15 protein-coding genes and 1 rRNA gene are annotated in these 15863 nt (G+C 71.6%); 6 read left to right on the top strand and 10 right to left on the bottom strand.

Features of this window, described 5'->3' with window-relative positions:
- Positions 1-128: 128 nt before the first annotated feature.
- A complete protein-coding gene (locus EKD16_RS02970) occupies positions 129-509 on the bottom strand; it encodes a DUF3017 domain-containing protein (protein ID WP_242677210.1) in 381 nt (126 codons plus the stop codon).
- Between the two features lie 488 nt (positions 510-997).
- On the opposite strand from EKD16_RS02970, the gene EKD16_RS02965 reads away from it, so the two are divergent.
- On the top strand, positions 998-1603 hold the full coding sequence (locus EKD16_RS02965) for an FHA domain-containing protein (protein WP_131096977.1): 606 nt from the start codon (positions 998-1000) through the stop codon (positions 1601-1603).
- 182 nt (positions 1604-1785) lie between these two features.
- On the opposite strand, the gene EKD16_RS02960 is transcribed toward EKD16_RS02965, so the two are convergent.
- Genes EKD16_RS02960 through purN form a run of 3 tightly spaced genes read right to left on the bottom strand, consistent with a single transcriptional unit; the run spans position 1786 to position 4918 of the window.
- The gene (locus tag EKD16_RS02960; protein WP_131096976.1) at positions 1786-2637 is read right to left on the bottom strand and encodes a bifunctional methylenetetrahydrofolate dehydrogenase/methenyltetrahydrofolate cyclohydrolase; all 852 of its coding nucleotides are present in this window, start codon (positions 2635-2637) and stop codon (positions 1786-1788) included.
- Between the two features lie 53 nt (positions 2638-2690).
- Positions 2691-4262: a bifunctional phosphoribosylaminoimidazolecarboxamide formyltransferase/IMP cyclohydrolase gene (purH, locus tag EKD16_RS02955; RefSeq protein ID WP_131096975.1), complete on the bottom strand. Its 1572-nt coding sequence runs from the start codon at positions 4260-4262 to the stop codon at positions 2691-2693.
- Positions 4259-4918, bottom strand: a complete 660-nt coding sequence (gene purN, locus EKD16_RS02950; RefSeq protein WP_131096974.1) for a phosphoribosylglycinamide formyltransferase — start codon at positions 4916-4918, stop codon at positions 4259-4261. Before purN ends, purH begins: the two co-directional genes overlap by 4 nt.
- Before the next feature lie 307 nt (positions 4919-5225).
- On the opposite strand from purN, the gene EKD16_RS02945 reads away from it, so the two are divergent.
- Positions 5226-5642 (top strand): DUF4190 domain-containing protein, encoded by a 417-nt coding sequence (locus EKD16_RS02945; protein WP_131096973.1) that lies wholly within the window; start codon positions 5226-5228, stop codon positions 5640-5642.
- Between the two features lie 448 nt (positions 5643-6090).
- Here the strand turns inward: EKD16_RS02945 and EKD16_RS02940 are convergent, their stop codons facing one another.
- The 4 genes from EKD16_RS02940 to EKD16_RS02925 form a co-directional block, all read right to left on the bottom strand.
- Positions 6091-7527 carry a cell division protein PerM gene (locus EKD16_RS02940; RefSeq protein WP_278248937.1) on the bottom strand — a complete coding sequence of 479 codons (1437 nt, stop codon included), beginning with the start codon at positions 7525-7527 and terminating at the stop codon, positions 6091-6093.
- Positions 7528-7927: 400 nt separating this feature from the next.
- A complete protein-coding gene (sucD, locus tag EKD16_RS02935) occupies positions 7928-8806 on the bottom strand; it encodes a succinate--CoA ligase subunit alpha (protein ID WP_131096972.1) in 879 nt (292 codons plus the stop codon).
- Between the two features lie 20 nt (positions 8807-8826).
- Positions 8827-10008 (bottom strand): ADP-forming succinate--CoA ligase subunit beta, encoded by a 1182-nt coding sequence (gene sucC, locus EKD16_RS02930; RefSeq protein WP_131096971.1) that lies wholly within the window; start codon positions 10006-10008, stop codon positions 8827-8829.
- 366 nt (positions 10009-10374) lie between these two features.
- The gene (locus EKD16_RS02925) at positions 10375-10800 is read right to left on the bottom strand and encodes a cobalamin B12-binding domain-containing protein (RefSeq protein ID WP_131096970.1); all 426 of its coding nucleotides are present in this window, start codon (positions 10798-10800) and stop codon (positions 10375-10377) included.
- 144 nt (positions 10801-10944) lie between these two features.
- On the opposite strand from EKD16_RS02925, the gene EKD16_RS02920 reads away from it, so the two are divergent.
- Together EKD16_RS02920 and EKD16_RS02915 are read left to right on the top strand one after the other, a co-directional pair.
- On the top strand, positions 10945-11277 hold the full coding sequence (locus tag EKD16_RS02920; protein ID WP_131096969.1) for a hypothetical protein: 333 nt from the start codon (positions 10945-10947) through the stop codon (positions 11275-11277).
- A 172-nt stretch (positions 11278-11449) separates the two neighbouring features.
- Positions 11450-12082, top strand: a complete 633-nt coding sequence (locus EKD16_RS02915; RefSeq protein WP_165498482.1) for a hypothetical protein — start codon at positions 11450-11452, stop codon at positions 12080-12082.
- 45 nt (positions 12083-12127) lie between these two features.
- Here EKD16_RS02915 and EKD16_RS02910 read toward each other — a convergent pair whose 3' ends face one another.
- Positions 12128-13237, bottom strand: coding sequence for a DUF4037 domain-containing protein (locus EKD16_RS02910; protein ID WP_131096968.1), 1110 nt, complete (start codon positions 13235-13237; stop codon positions 12128-12130).
- Positions 13238-13398: 161 nt separating this feature from the next.
- On the opposite strand from EKD16_RS02910, the gene EKD16_RS02905 reads away from it, so the two are divergent.
- Both EKD16_RS02905 and EKD16_RS02900 read left to right on the top strand, forming a co-directional pair.
- Complete coding sequence (locus tag EKD16_RS02905; protein WP_278248924.1) at positions 13399-15144, top strand: DNA-3-methyladenine glycosylase 2 family protein; 1746 nt, start codon at positions 13399-13401, stop codon at positions 15142-15144.
- Positions 15068-15613: a methylated-DNA--[protein]-cysteine S-methyltransferase gene (locus EKD16_RS02900; protein ID WP_278248936.1), complete on the top strand. Its 546-nt coding sequence runs from the start codon at positions 15068-15070 to the stop codon at positions 15611-15613. The genes EKD16_RS02905 and EKD16_RS02900 overlap by 77 nt, the downstream gene beginning before the upstream one ends.
- 75 nt (positions 15614-15688) lie before the next feature.
- Here EKD16_RS02900 and rrf read toward each other — a convergent pair.
- Positions 15689-15806 (bottom strand): 5S ribosomal RNA (gene rrf / locus EKD16_RS02895).
- Between the last annotated feature and the right edge of the window lie 57 nt (positions 15807-15863).

The raw sequence follows: 15863 nt of genomic DNA, 5'->3' as shown, positions 1-15863 counted from the left end.
GCTCGCCGCAGAGCCGCCGGACGCGCCGCGGCCGGGATCCGGTGGCGGTCGTCCCCACCGGTGCTCAGCGGGCGGCGGCTTCGTCGATCGAACGTCTGCAGTATCTCGATATCAAGCTTATTAGACGCCTACTGGGACAGTTGCGGCGCTACCCATGCGAGCACGATGAGCAGCACGGCCAGTCCGGTGAACGTGATGACGTCGAGCCATCTCCTGCGCACCGCGAGCATTCCGATCTTGTGCGGAGGCAGCACGGTGCGGAAGACCGCGGCCAGCAGCAGCGAACCGGCGATCAGCGCCGGCCCGCGCTTGAAATGCGCCGCCGCGACGATCACGATCCCGGCCGACATGGTGGACAGCACAAGGAAATAGGGCACCTGTGAAAGCCACCCGGGGGCCTCGTCGCCGACACCGGGCTCCTGCTCCCCGGGAGCGGAGTCGGGCTCTGGCTCGTCGTCGGGTCGGCGCGATTCGGCTGCTACCGCTTCCTCCACCGTGTTCTGGCTCACCGTCCACTCCAAGCTAGCGCACGCTGCCGGCCGGAGCGCTCCGGCGCGGGAACCGTCCTGGCACGAACCGGCCGACGGCATCCGAAACCGCGGAGGCCGCCGAAGGGCTCCGGCCGGTGCGCGCAGGCCGAGCCGGCGCGCCGACCGCGCCGTCGGCCGAGGACCCGATCAGTGTAGTGACGGCAGCCATCACCGTGTGCACCGAATCACCGATTCGGCCCCAACCGCACCCGGATTCCCCTGAGTCCGATATCCGGACAACGGCGTAAACCTCCCGAGATAGCTGTCTAACTCCTGAGTAAGAGCGTAGAACCGACAGCGCCCGGGTAACCACTGAGAAGATGAGTGCCACGGTGAGCGAGGACTGCCCCCCTATGAACCCCACTCAACCAGTTACGACCGATCGACACGGCCAAACGGCAAGGCACCCGTCCCCGCACCGCCGTGCACTCCCTCATCGGCCGCGCCCCACACTGGGAGGAAGAACCGTGGACGGGCCCTATATGCGGGTCGAGGAGAGCGGGGACGTTCAGTCGTTGAATTCCGAGGTCACCACAGTCGGACGCGGAGAGGGGGCCGACATCCGCCTCAGCGACCCGAGCGTGTCACAACTCCACGCCGAGCTGGTGCGCCGCGGCCCCTACGTCTACGTCGTCGACCTCGGCCTCTCCCGAAACGGCACAAGGGTCAATGGCCGTCCGATAGCGCGCAGGGTTCTCGAAGAAGGAGACGTCCTCAGCTTCGGCAGTGCGCGCTGCAAGATCGGGGGCCTGCCCCGGGAGGAACTCAACCCTGACGTCGAGCTGCGCAGGGGAACCGCACCCGAACTGACCAGGAGGGAGCTCGACGTCCTCACGTCGCTCTGCCGCCCCGCTCTCTCCGATGAAGCCTTCGTCTCCCCCGCGACCGCCCGCGAAATCGCCGAGGACCTGGTCGTGACAGAAGCAGCCGTCAAGCAGCACCTCCTCCGCCTCTACCAGAAGTTCCGGGTCCCCGAGGGGGCCAACCGCCGCACCCGCCTCGCAAACGAAGTCGTCGCGCTCGGGCTGGTCCGCCCGATGCCGGCGCTCGATCGAGAACGCAAGGCGAGCTGAGTCGCGAGGGGCCTGCCGACCGCACCGCACACGCGGATCGCGATCCGAGGGGCCCCTCGGGGACGATGCCGTGCCATCGGCGGGACGCCCCTTTCGCGCCGCGACGGCACGGCAGTGCGCCGGCCGCGGTGCCCGTGCGCCGCGGTCGGCGCACTGCGCTTCGCACGGTCGGCGGCTGCGCCTCAGCCGACCAGGCGCTCGGCGGCCTCCACCACGTTGACCAGCAGCATCGCCCGCGTCATGGGCCCCACCCCGCCGGGATTGGGCGCTACGTGGCCCGCAGCCTCGCGCACGTCCATCGCCACGTCGCCGCGCAGCCCTTCGTCGGTGCGGGTCACGCCGACGTCCAGCACGGCCGCCCCCGGCTTCACCATGTCCTCGGTGATCAGGCCCGGCACCCCGGCACCGGCCACCACGATGTCGGCGCGGCGGGTGTGCTCGGCCAGGTCGCGCGTGCCGGTGTGGCACAGCGTCACCGTTGCGTTCTCGCTGCGGCGGGTGAGCAGCAGCCCCAGCGGGCGGCCCACCGTGACGCCGCGGCCCACCACCACGACCTCGGCGCCCTTGAGCGGCACACCGTAGCGGGTCAGCAGCTCCACGATGCCCCGCGGCGTGCACGGCAGCGGCGCCTGCTCCATCAGCACGAGCTTGCCCAGATTCACCGGCTGGAGGCCGTCGGCGTCCTTGTCCGGGTCGATCAGGCCCAGCACGCGGTTCTCGTCCAGGCCGCGCGGCAAAGGCAACTGCACGATGTAGCCGGTGCACGCGGGGTCGGCGTTGAGGTCGGCCACCACGCCCTCGACCTGCTCCTGGGTCGCGGTGGCGGGCAGGTCGCGGCGGATGCTCTCGATGCCCACCTCGGCGCAGTCGCGGTGCTTGCCCGCCACATAGGAGTGGCTGCCCGGGTCGTCGCCGACCAGGACCGTTCCCAGACCGGGCGTCACACCCTTGGCGCGCAGGGCGGCCACCCGGTCCACCAGCTCCGCGCGGATCGCCGCGGCCGTGGCCTTCCCGTCGAGAATCTGTGCGCTCATCTGCCTCTCGTCCCTTCCCTGGGCTCGTGCGACTCCTGCGAGGGCATGCTCGGTCAGTGGTAGAAGTGGCGGGTCCCCGTGGCGTACATGGTGATGCCCGCCTCCTCGGCGGCCGCCACCACGGCCTCGTCGCGCACCGACCCGCCCGGCTGGACCACGGCCCGCACCCCGGCCCGGGTCAGCACCTCCAGCCCGTCGGGGAAGGGGAAGAACGCGTCGCTGGCCCCCACCGAGCCGCTAACCCGGTCGCCCGCCCGCGTCACCGCCAACTGCGCCGCGTCGACCCGGTTGACCTGCCCCATACCGACACCCACGGTCGCGCGGTCGGCGGCCAGCAGGATCGCGTTGGACTTGACGGCGCGCACCGCACGCCAGGCGAACGCCAGATCCGCCAGCAGCGCCTCGTCGGCGGCCGGCCCCGCGACCAACTGCCAGGCGGACGGGACGTCGCCGGGCGCGTCGACCATGTCGGCCGACTGCAGCAGCGTGCCGCCGCTGATCGCGCGCTCCTCGGAACGGGCGGCGCGGTCGGGCGGAGACACCACCAGCAGCCGGATGTTCTTCTTGCGGGTAAGGATCTCGACGGCCCCGGCCTCGTACTCCGGCGCCACCAGCACCTCGGTGAAGATCTCGGCCACCTGCTCGGCCAGCGCCACACTGACCGGGCGGTTGGTGGCGATGACCCCGCCGAAGGCCGACAGCGGGTCGCAGGCGTGGGCCTTGCGGTGCGCCTCGGCGATGTCGGCGCCCACCGCGATGCCGCAGGGATTGGCGTGCTTGATCACCGCGGCGCACGGCTCGGCGAAGTCGAAAGCCGCACGGAGCGCCGAGTCGGCGTCGACGTAGTTGTTGTAGGACATCTCCTTGCCGTGCAGCTGCTCGGCACCGGCCAGGCCGGGGCCCGCGGCGTCGCCGCCGCCGCGGTAGAGCGCCGCCCGCTGGTGCGGGTTCTCGCCGTAGCGCAGGGTCGCGGTGCGGTGGCCGGTCTCGGCGTAGAAGTCGGGCCAGCCGGTTTCAACGGCGACTTCGTCGGGCGCGTAGGTGGTCGCGAACCAGGTGGCGACGGCCGCGTCGTAGGCGGCGGTGTGCGCGAACGCCTGCGCCGCCAGGCGCTTGCGCTGCTCCAACTCGTAGCCGCCGGACTGCACGGCTTCGATGACCTCGTCATAGCCCGCCGGATCGACCACCACCGCCACCGAGCTGTGGTTCTTGGCGCCGGCGCGGATCATCGCCGGGCCGCCGATGTCGATCTTTTCGATGCACTCGCCGAGCGAGGCGCCGGCGGCCACCGTCTCCTGGAACGGGTAGAGGTTGGACACCAGCAGGTCGAAGCCGCCGATGCCCAACTCCTCCAGGGTGGTCCGGTGGCCGGCGTCCGCGCGGTCGGCCAGCAGCCCGGCGTGCACCCGCGGGTGCAGCGTCTTGACCCGCCCGCCGAGGACCTCGGGGAAGCCCGTGACGTCCTCGACCGCGGTGACGGGCACGTCGACCTCGGTGAGGCGGGCGGCCGTGGACCCGGTGGAGACGATCTCCACCCCGGCTTCGGCCAGCCCGTAGGCCAGCTCCTCCAGTCCGGTCTTGTCGTAGACGCTGATCAACGCGCGCCGAATGGGCTGCTGGCTCACGGGTTCTCCTCCGCGACGTATTCGGTTGGGGTTGACGTGGACGGTTCACTGCCGGAGGCGCCCAGCCGCACCTGCCGGTCCTGGACGCTCCAGCCCTCCCGCGCCATGCGGCCCACCACGTCGACGAGCATGCGCCGCTCGACGCCCTTGATGCGCTCGTGCAGCGCGGCGGCGTCGTCGCCGGGCTCGACACGCACGGCGACCTGGTCGACGACCGGCCCGGTGTCGACACCGGAGTCGACGAGGTGCACGGTGGCTCCGGTCACCTTGACGCCGTAGGCCAGCGCGTCGCGCACCGCGTGGGCGCCGGGGAAGGCGGGCAGCAGGGCCGGGTGGATGTTGACCACGGTGTGGCGCTCCAGCACCTCGGCGCCGAGCAGGCGCATGAACCCTGCCGAGACGACCAGGTCGGGGCGGTAGGCAGCGAGGCTGTCGCTCAGCGCGGCGTTCCACTGACCGCGATCGCTGTAGTCGGCGAAGGGCACGGTGAAGGTCTCGACACCGGCCTGCCGCGCCGAGTCCAGACCGCCCGCGCCGGGGCGGTCGGCGCCCACCGCCACCACGGAGGCGCCGTAGCCGGGATCGGCCGCCGCGTCGAGCAGGGCGGCCATGTTGCTCCCCGCGCCGGAGATGAGAACGACAACTCGCGCCGACAGGGTGATTCCTCCTCACGGGAAAACGGTGCGGCGACCCGCGCCGGCCCCGCCCCACCGCGCACGGCGGATGGGCGCGGCCTGCGGGTACGCGGGCGCCCGCGAGCAGGTGCGCGAGCCGCGTGAGAGCAGCCGGTGGGCATGCGACTCCCCCACCCGCGCTGCAAGCCTATCTCGGCAGGTAGCGTCTACTCCACGGGACCCCGTCGGGGCATGCACGCGGCGACCGCTCCGGCGCCGCCCCTGGCACCCGGGCCCGGTCCCGACGTGTCGACCACCAGCCGCCAGGCACCGTCCGCGAGGAGCCCTTGTGACCGATGAGCCGCCCCAGCCGCGCAGCGACGGGCAGCAGCCCACCGTCGAACGAGGCGGCCTGTGGGGACTCTTCCTCTCCGCGGCCGGGCTGGTCCTCCAGCCCTACGGCATCGTCCTGTCCGCGCTGGCCGTCTTCCAGGGCCGCCGGGCGCGCCGCTCCGCCCGCGCCAACAGCTCCTCCGCGCCGGGCGCGGTCCTGAGCATGACGCTGGGCTGGGCGGGGGTCGCGGTGTCCGGGATTACGATCGCGGTCTACGCGGCGTTCTGGCCGGCCTTCGAGCAGCACGCGCAGTGCTCGGTGCAGGCGCTGACGCACAGCACCCAGGAGACGTGCGACGACGCCCTGCGGCAGACACTCACCGGCGGCGGCGTTCCCGAGCGCGCACTGTGGTTCTTCGTTCCCGCGGGTTAGATGAGTGAGTCCGGTGTCTGAGCAGGTCGCTCAGCCGGCCGGTCGGCTCGGTGCCGCCTGGAACGCCTCTGGTCTGCTGTGCGGCCTTGGCGCCGGGCGGGTGGCGGGCTGCTTGAGTGCAAAGACGGCAGCAACGGCGGCGGTCCCTCCCGCCGGCGCGGGCGCTTCCCGCTGCTGGGGTCGGGCGGGGGCGGCGCGTGGTGATCCGGGCCGGTCAGCATCTATTGCGCGGAAATCACCACGTCCAGGGCCGGTTTTTGGCAATTTCCGCGCAATAGATGTCGGGAAAACCGGCATAAAGGGCAACACAGGCGCCTGATCCTCACCGGCCGCCCGCCGACCGGCAGACCGCAAGGCCGCCCAGCGGAGGAGAGCCGCCTCCACCGCGCACCGGAATCAGCCGCGGCCACCGACGACGGACGTAACGAAGCACTACCAGCGCGCTGCCTCATTCCCGGTCGCCGTCGTCGGCCGCCGCGGGCTCCTCGTCGGCTTCGTAGGTGATGCCGTAGAACTCCTCGCCGTCGTCCTCCGCCGCTCGGCGGCGCAGCCGCGGCCGGGGAAGGCGGGGCAGGCTCGGCAGCCTCGGGCGCCGGCGGCGCGGCGGCACCGGCGCACCTTCGTAACCTCCGCGGCCTCCACCGTCGCCGCGGGCGGGTACGGCCGCGCGGCGGTCCCGCTTGCGCCCGGGCGCTGCGGCCGCGTCCTCGTCGGCTCCCGCGGGCGCGTCAGCGGGGGCGGGCCCGGCCGCTGCGTGGAACCGCCGGTAGTAACGCCAGTTCGCCACCCACGCGGCGATGGCGGCCGCCAGACCGACCTCCAGTGCCGTGATCAGGCCGACCTGCCAGGCGGAGGGCCCCACGGAGGCCAGCCGTTCGGCACCCAGCGGCCCACCGGCCGCCACGCACAGGGCCGCGCACGCCAGACCGGTGGTCACACCGCACACGAACCCCCAAAGGGGGGCCGCCTCGTTGACCACAGCCGGAGCACTCCGCTGCGTCAGGACGCCGCCCAGCCCTCCAGCCGCGAACGGCACGGCCAGCGCCGCCAGCGACAGCACCGGTGCCGGGCCGTTGTCCGGGAGCGCCGCAAGCATGGGCAGCATCGGCACGGCGCCTACCGAGACACCCGTCGGCGCGACGATCGTGCCGACTCCCACCGAGAATCCCGGCCCCACCGCGTAAGCCAGTCCGAAGACGACGGCGTTGGGGACGTACAGCAACTGGATGAGCAGCAGCAGGGCCCCGCCGACCAGGCCGGGGGCGAGTTCGCCGGTGGTGGAGACGGCCTCGCCCCCGTTGGCGACCAGTCCGACACAGAACAGCAGCGCACCCGTCACGAGCAGCGTTCCGGTCGCGCTGAGCGTACCCACGAGCAGGGAGCGCGGGCGGTCGGGCATCAGCTCCAGCAACCGCCGTTTGGCGATGCCCTTGTCGCGCAGCAGTTGGAACAGCACGCCTGCGCCGCCGGCGACGAAGGCCAGGCTGAAACCTGCGATCAACGCCTGGAGCATGCTGGGTTGCACCGTCTCGGTCTGGCCGACCAGTGCCAGGGTTCCCGCGATGGCCGCGTAGGGCCCGGCGATCGCCAGCGCGGCCCGGAAAAGATGGCGCAGCCGCGGCAGTTCGCAACTGCGCGCCAGCCACCGGCCCGCCCGGTACAGCAGCAGACCCGGCAGCACGACCAGGCCCAACGGCAGCATCGCCACGTCGCCGCCGGGGATACCGAAGCCGACGTGATGGCCGACCAGCCACGCCTGCACGGCGGTGCGCAGCACCTCGCCGATGTCCTCGCCGAAGGCGCCGTGCGGCGCGGCCACCCAGCCCGCGACGGTGAGGGTCATCAGCACGGCGACACCGATACCGGCCGACCAGGCCGCGGCCAGGCCGCCCGCGGTGTAGAGGGGGCGCGGCCGGTCGCCGGTGAAGGACGGTCCGCCCCCGGTCGGCCCGCGCGAACCGGCCGGGCCGCGCCTGCCGCGGCCGCCGCCGGAGCCGCCACCGCCCGAGCCGGAGTCGCCGCGACGCGGGCGGTCGCCGCCGCGGTTCGGGGAAGGACGTGCGGGCGCGCTCACCCGACCCATGCTGCCAGCCCGACCCCGATCGGCACCCCACCACGCCGGGCGTGTCGCGCAGCGGCGAACCGGCGTTCTGTGCTAAGCCCACGGGCGGACGGCAGCGGGCGAAAACGGGTCGGCCCCGCCACCCGGTGAGTGGCGGGGCCGACCCGACGACAGCGCGCACGCGGGACGCACCGCTGCGCTCAGCGCGGTCCGTTCGCTGCGGTCAGAACAGCTCGCGGGCCAGGCGCGCGGTTTCGCTGGGGGTCTTGCCGACCTTGACGCCTGCCGCCTCCAACGCCTCCTTCTTCGCCTGCGCGGTACCCGCCGAACCCGACACGATCGCCCCGGCATGGCCCATCGTCTTGCCCTCCGGCGCGGTGAACCCCGCCACATAACCCACCACCGGCTTGGACACCCGCGAACGGATGTAATCGGCCGCCCGCTCCTCGGCATCCCCGCCGATCTCACCGATCATCACGATCGCGTCGGTCTGGGCATCGGCCTCGAACGCCGCCAGCGCATCGATATGGGTCGTCCCGATCACCGGATCCCCACCGATCCCCACCGCCGTGGAGAACCCGATATCACGCAGCTCATACATCATCTGATACGTCAGCGTCCCCGACTTCGACACCAGCCCGATCCGCCCCGGACGCGTGATGTCGGCCGGAATGATGCCCGCATTGGAGGCCCCCGGACTGATCAGCCCCGGACAGTTCGGCCCGATGATGCGCGTCCGGTTGCCCGACGCACACGCATGCGCCCAGAACGCCGCCGTGTCGTGCACCGGGATCCCCTCGGTGATCACCACCGCCAGCCCGATCCCGGCATCCACGGCCTCGACCACCGCCGCCCGGGCGAACTTCGGCGGCACGAACACCACCGACACATCCGCGCCCGTGGCCGCCATGCCCTCGGCCACCGAGGAGAACACCGGCACACCCGTACCGTCGATGTCCACACTCGTACCGGCCTTGCGCGGATTCACCCCGCCCACGATGCGGGTCCCCGAGGCCAGCATCCGCCGCGTGTGCTTGGTGCCCTCCGAGCCGGTCATGCCCTGCACCAGCACCTTGCTGTCCTTGGTCAGGAAAACAGCCATCCCTTATCCACTCTCCCCGGCTACTTCGCGGCCAGCTCCGCGGCCTGGGCCGCGGCGCCGTCCATGGTCGGGGCCTGGCGCACCGCGGGGTGGCCGGCCTCGGTCAGGATCCGCCGCCCCCGCTCGGCGCTGTTGCCGTCCAGGCGCACCACCAGCGGCTTGGACACGTCGTCGCCGCGCGCGGCCAGCATCTCCAGCGCCTGCACGATCCCCTCGGCCACCGCGTCGCAGGCGGTGATCCCGCCGAAGACGTTGACGAACACGCTCTTGACGTCGCCGTCGCCCAGGATGATCTCCAACCCGTCGGCCATCACATCCGCCGAGGCGCCGCCGCCGATGTCGAGGAAGTTGGCCGGCTGCACCCCGCCGTGGGCCTCGCCGGCGTAGGACACCACGTCCAGGGTGGACATGACCAGCCCGGCACCGTTGCCGATGATGCCGACCTGCCCATCCAGCTTGACGTAGTTCAACCCCTTCTCCTTGGCCTTGACCTCGAGGGGATCGCCTTCGGCTGCGAAGGCGAGGCTCTCCAGGTCCTGGCGGAAGTCGGCGTTCTCGTCCAAGGTGACCTTGCCGTCCAGGGCGACGACGCGGCCGTCGCCCGTCAGGATCATCGGGTTGACCTCGACCAGGGTGGCGTCGCGACCCACGAACACGTCCCAGAGCTTGCTGATCAGCTCGGTGGCGCCCTGCGCGGCCGCCTCGGGCAGCTTGCCCTGGCGCACGATCTCGGCGGCGACGTCGGCGGGCGCACCCGCGATCGGGTCGATGGCGACCTTTGCGACGGCGTCGGGGTTGGTCGCGGCGACCTCCTCGATCTCCACACCGCCCTCGGCGGAGCAGATCGACAGGAAGGTGCGGTTGGTCCGGTCCAGCAGGAAGGAGAGGTAGTACTCCTCGGCGATGTCGCTGGCCTCCTCGATGAGGACGCGGTGGACCGTGTGGCCCTTGATGTCCATGCCGAGGATCTGATCGGCCTTGGCCTGGGCGTCGTCGGCGTCGTCGGCGACCTTCACACCGCCGGCCTTGCCGCGGCCACCCGTCTTGACCTGAGCCTTGACGACGACACGGGACTTGCCCGCCGCCGCGAACTCCTCGGCGATGGCACGCGCCTCAGCGGCCGTGCTCGCCACCTTTCCCTGGGGCACCGGGACCCCGTATTCCGCGAAGAGTTGCTTCGCCTGGTATTCGAACAGGTCCACGAGGGTCCGTCCTTGTTACTCGCTGGCTGCAGTGTTTTGCGGAGGCCGGGTCCGAAACGCGGGAACCGCGATGGCGCGTACCGCGTTGAATAGGGGCTCGAAACGCCAACCGCAACATGCCGAAGCTTAGCCCTCCCGGAACTTGACAGATGACAGCGGGGCAGCGGTGACCAGTCAATCCGCCGCCGGAAAACGGCCGGTTGACCGGATCGCCCCCGGTCGTCCGGTGGGAACCGATGTGAATATTCACACCGGCACTAACACCCGCGGCGGCACCGTTCCTGCACGCGGGCGATGCACCGCGCCGGGCGGCGCCGACCGCGGTGTGGGATAGGCCACCGGCCGGCGACCGGGGGCCCGCGGCGCTCAGCCGCTGCCGGTTCCGGCGTGCAGGGAGTGGACGTTCTCCCGCACCCAATCGCTGATCTCGGTGGTGGGCGTTCCGGGCGTGAACACCTTGGCGACGCCCATATCCGTCAACTCCGGGACGTCGGCCTCGGGGATGATGCCGCCCCCGAAAACGGTGATGTCGCGAGCGTCGTTCTCGGCCAGCAGCTCCATGACCCGGCTGAAAATCGTCATGTGCGCACCGGAGAGCACCGACAGGCCGATCGCGTCCGCGTCCTCCTCAAGCGCGGCACTGACCACCATCTCCGGGGTCTGGCGCAGCCCCGTGTAGACGACCTCGACACCGGCGTCACGCAGCGCACGGACCACGACCTTCACGCCGCGGTCGTGGCCGTCCAACCCGGGTTTGGCGACGACGACCCGCACCGCCGATGACCCGCCCATGTGCGTCCCTCCTGCTGCCGATTGCGCCGGCCCGCGCGGTCCCGGCGCCCACGGCGCCGACCGCCCGCCACCGGTGGTCCCGCCAAGGAAGAGTAGCCCACATCACCCCATGTTGAACGTCGGAGGTCCGGGTAGCCCACAGGCATGAGTGAAGATCTGTCCTCGCTGGAGCAACTGGAGACACACGAACTGCGCGACCGCGCGGTGTCCCTGGCGCGGCACCGCTGGGACGTCCGCTTCTTCTGGCGGCTGCTGGAGATGCTCCCGGCCGCCGACGCCGCCGCCGGCAACATGGAGGCCAGTGAGGCCGGCGTCGCCCAGGCGTCGGGGCTGTTCCAGGAGGCCGTCACGGCCGAGGAGGACCCTGAGGTCCAGGATGCCCTGCGCCCCGTCTACATCGACTACCTCACCGAACACGGCGAGCAGGGGAAGACCGCCGGGGACGCGGGAGGCGACGGACGCCCCGAGTCCCACTGAGGGGCACGGCCGCTCGCCCGAGCACCGCGGTGCCGTTGCACCGGCCGTGCGGCGACCAACGCGGAACCCGACGACGGCACCGCGGCCGCCCTCGTTTCCGGCCGTGACCGGATGCGGCCTATCGCACGCTCCCTCCCGTCGCCATTCCGACCGTCCGTGCTTGACTGTCTCCATGACCTCCCCCGATCCCATACTCGGTGACCTGCACGATCGCGGCGGCCCGCTGCCCGGGGACTCCGTCGAATCCCGATCGGTGAACCTGCGCTGGCGCCGGATCCCCCTCTGGCTCGTGCTCATGCCGGTCTCGGTCGCGTTGGCCGCCGCCATCCCCATCCGATTCGCCACGGAACTGGGGAAGCCTTACATCGGTGGAAGCGAGATCACCGGAGGCGTCGTGTTCTTCGTGGGCTCGGTGGGGCTCGCGCTGTGGATGGCGTGGATAACCCCGCGGGTGTTCACCCGCCAAGGGGTGGCGGTCGATGCCGTCGGTGTCGCGTTGATCCAAGACCCCAACCTGTGGTTCGCGGGGCGGACCGTGCGGATCCCGTGGGGCGTGATCCAGTCGATCAGCGAACATGAGCGCCTAACAGGCCCGTCCGGCAATCAACGCAAGCGCAGGATCGTCACCCTGGTGGTGGACGCGGATGACCACGGCATCGCGGTACCGAGCTGGGCGTCGGCCTCACCGCTGTCCGCCCCCGAGGGAGCCCCGCCGCGGCTCAGAGTCGACATCGGCCCGGGCAACAGCCGACAGCCGAAGGTCCTCCGGGCGCTCCACGCGGCGCGCCCCGATCTGTTCGCGTAGGGCACCTGGCCGGGCGGCGGACCGCCGACCAGAAGGCCGCCGCGGTCACGCCGCCTCCGGCCCGAGCGTGGCGAACACGGCGCGTGTCCGGGCCCGGTGGGTAAGCACGTCGGTGCCGTCGACGGCCTGGTCGACGGCACCGACGAGGGGAAAGGCGCGCAGCGTCGTGTCGGCGATGCTTTCGCGGAGGGCCAGAGCGAACCGCTCGGCGTGCAGAACCCGGTAGGGGCGGTCGTGGTAGCGGCGGATGCGGGGATCGACGTCGGCGGTGAGGCCGAGGGTATTGTGCATTTCGGCGGCGGTAGCGTAGGCGGTGGCGAGGTGCCGTTCCCGCTCGTGTGTGCCGGTGGCCGCGAGGGCCGCGCGCAGGACGGGCGACAGCTCCGGCGCGCAGGGCAGGCGAGCGAACGCGCTGCCCAGCCACTTGCTGTAGGGCGGGTAGCGGCGGGTCATCAGCAGGAACAGCCGCATCAGGTCACGCACCAGCCGCGCGGCGACCACCGCCGAGCCGAGTTCGTCGCCAACCTCCCCGCAGCGGCCGGGAAACGCCTCCTCCTGGCTCAACCGCTGCCATTGGCAAGCAAGCGTGTAGCGCCACACGTCGTCGGGGTACCAGGACAGCCGCTCCCGGACTACCTTCAGTTCGCCGAGCCCGTCGTGGAACACCGCCCCGCCGATGGTTTCGGCCAGTACTTGAGTGGGCGTGGCCAGCCAGTCCAGTGTGGTCGTCCCGGCGCGCGGATCGAAGCCGAGGCGCGTATCGAGCCAGTGGCCGAGGCCGACGACGGCCACGCCGTGGCGCGGGCGGGCGTCGCTCGCCCGCATCGCTCGTATCCCCTCCTCACCTGTGGGTTCCAGGTTGGTGGGGTAACCCAGGAAGGTCGTCGGCAGGTGCGCCGTGAGCAGGTCGGTGATCCGACGGGCGCGCGAGTCGGCGCTCTGCTCAGCATCCGCGAGGAACACCTGGAGGCGCGGCCCCCAGTCGTGATCCGTGGACCGCTCGGTGTCGAAACCGAGCACCTCCGACCCCGGGCCGATCAGCGCCGCCGAATGGGGCGGCGTCGACGCGTGGCGGTCCAGCACCGGCGCCACCGCCTCCCAGTAGAAGCGGCGCGCCAGTTCGAGGCCGGGGACGAAGCGGCCGTCGTCTGCCATGGCGACATGATCGCAACCGGCCGCCGCGACCGCGACGCGTTTTCGGCGACTTCGGCGACGGGGCCCGCCCGGCCGGTGACCCGGGCCACCATGGCAGACCATCTCCATGTCCGAAATCCGCTAGCGTGGACGGAGACGCGCCGACGATTATGGACAGCGTGATGGACGACGACCAGCGCTACCTGGCGGTTCGCAGCGGAGACGCGCGCTTCGACGGCGTTTTCTTCGTCGGTGTGACCAGTACCGGTATCTACTGCCGACCGAGCTGCCCCGCCGTAACACCCAAGCGGGAGAACACCCGGTTCTTCCCCTCGGCCGCGGCCGCTCAGCGGGCGTGTTTCCGGGCCTGCAAACGCTGCCGCCCCGACGCCTCGCCCGGGTCTCCCGAGTGGAATGTGCGCGCCGACGTCGTGGGCCGCTCGATGCGGCTGATCTCCGACGGCGCCGTGGACCGGGAGGGGGTAGCCGGGCTCGCCGCGCAGGTGGGCTACAGCGAGCGGCAACTCAACCGGCTGCTGGTGGCCGAACTCGGGGCGGGTCCGATCGCACTGGCCCGGGCGCAGCGCGCGCAGACGGCGCGGGTGCTGATCGAGACGACGGGCCTCTCTCTGGGCGACATCGCCTTCGCCGCCGGGTTCTCCAGCATCCGGCAGTTCAACGACACCGTGCGGGAGGTGTTCACGCGCTCCCCCTCCGAACTGCGCCGCCGCGGGGCGGTGCGATCGGCACCGGACTCCCGCGAGGAGACCGCCCACGGGCGGGCCGCGACCACGGGCGGCGCGGCGCCGGAAGGGGGCAGCTGCGCACCCGCCGAAAACGGATTCGCGCGCCCGGGCACCGTCACGCTGCGGCTGCCGCTGCGCCCGCCGATCGACCTCGACCACCTTTTCAGCTTTCTTGCCGCGCGCGCCGTTCCGGGCGTGGAGGAACTGTCCGACGACACCTACAGCCGGGTGCTCAACCTCCCGCACGGCAGCGGTGTCGTGCACATCACCAGCGACGGCAGCCACGACCACGTGTGGGCCCGACTCTGCCTGGATCTGTTGAAGGACCTGGGTACCGCGGTGCAGCGGTGTCGGCGGCTGCTGGATCTGGACACGGACCCGGAGGCCGTCGGGGAGGTGCTCGGGGCCGCGGGCGGGCCGCTGGCCGGACTCGTCGCCGCGCGGCCCGGTTTGCGTGCACCGGGCAGCGTCGACCCTGCCGAGTCGGCGGTTCGCGCCGTCGTAGGCCAGCAGATCTCGGTCGCGGCCGCACGCACGGTCACCGGGCGGCTGGTCGAGAAGTTCGGCACACCGCTGGCGTTCCCCGGCGGCGAACTGGCGCGCACCTTTCCGCGGCCCGAGGTACTGGCCGACGCGGCACCGGACGATCTGCCGATGCCGGCGAGTCGGGCCAAAGCGCTCATCGCACTCAGCGAGGCGCTGGCCGAAGGCCGGATCGACCTCGGCCCCGGAGCCGACCGCGAAGAGGCTACCGCCCGCCTGCGCGAGCTGCCGGGCATCGGGCCGTGGACAGCCGACTACATCCGCATGCGCGCCCTCGGCGACCCCGACGTCTTCCTCGGGACGGATCTGGGTGTGCGCCGCACCCTGGAGCGGCTGGGCCATGCCGGGGACCCGCGCTCGGCCGAACAGGCCGCACGGGCGTGGCAGCCGTGGCGCTCCTACGCGACGCACCATCTCTGGGCCGCCGCGACACCCCCGGCGGCCGCGCAGACCGAAACCAAGACGAAACTCCACGATGGGGGCTCGGACGACGATGGGGACACAGACCATGACCGCACACACGCAGACGACGCATCCGGCCACGACACAGGACGCGCTTCCGCTGGACGTCGAGCCGGAGGCCGAGTACGCCGCGCCGGCGGAGTTCGCCGAGCCCCGCGGCGGAACCCCGCTGTATGACCTGGTCGCCTCGCCCTTGGGGGAACTGCTGCTCATCGGCGACAGCGAGGCGCTGACCGGCGTGTACATGAACCCGCACGAGCGCTTCGCCGAGGAGATGGCGGACGGGTGGCGCCGTGACCCCGCTGCACTGAGTGCGGCGGCCGAGCAGCTCGGCGCCTACTTCGCCGGGGAACTGAGGGAGTTCACTGTTCCGCTCGCCCCGCGCGGCACCGTGTTCCAGCGGAGCGTCTGGCGGGCGCTGACCACCATCCCCTACGGGCGCACCGCCACCTATGGCGAGATCGCCCGGTCCCTCGGCCGGCCGAACGCCTCGCGGGCGGTGGGTATGGCGAACAACCGCAACCCGATCTCCATCGTCGTGCCGTGCCACCGGGTGATCGGCGCCAACGGCGCCATGGTCGGCTACGGCGGCGGGATCTCGCGCAAGGAGATCCTGCTCCGGCTGGAGGGAACCGGTCGATTCTGACGGCACTCGACCGGTGCTGCACTTGGGCATAAAAAATGGGGGGCTCCGCCGAAACGGAACCCCCCACCAAAAGAAATGCGGCGGCAACCTACTCTCCCACCCCCACCATGGAGGCAGTACCATCGGCGCAAAGAGACTTAACGACCGGGTTCGGAAAGAGACCGGGTGTGACCCTCCCGCTATCACCACCGCAAACCAACACCCCACCCCACACACCACAGCATGCGGAACAGGGAAAACCTGTGAACAA

The organism is Streptomonospora litoralis (assembly GCF_004323735.1).
In the GTDB taxonomy this organism is placed as follows: Bacteria; Actinomycetota; Actinomycetes; order Streptosporangiales; family Streptosporangiaceae; genus Streptomonospora; species Streptomonospora litoralis.
The sequence above is the reverse complement of the archived record's forward strand: the minus strand, read 5'-3'. Positions and strand labels throughout refer to the sequence as shown.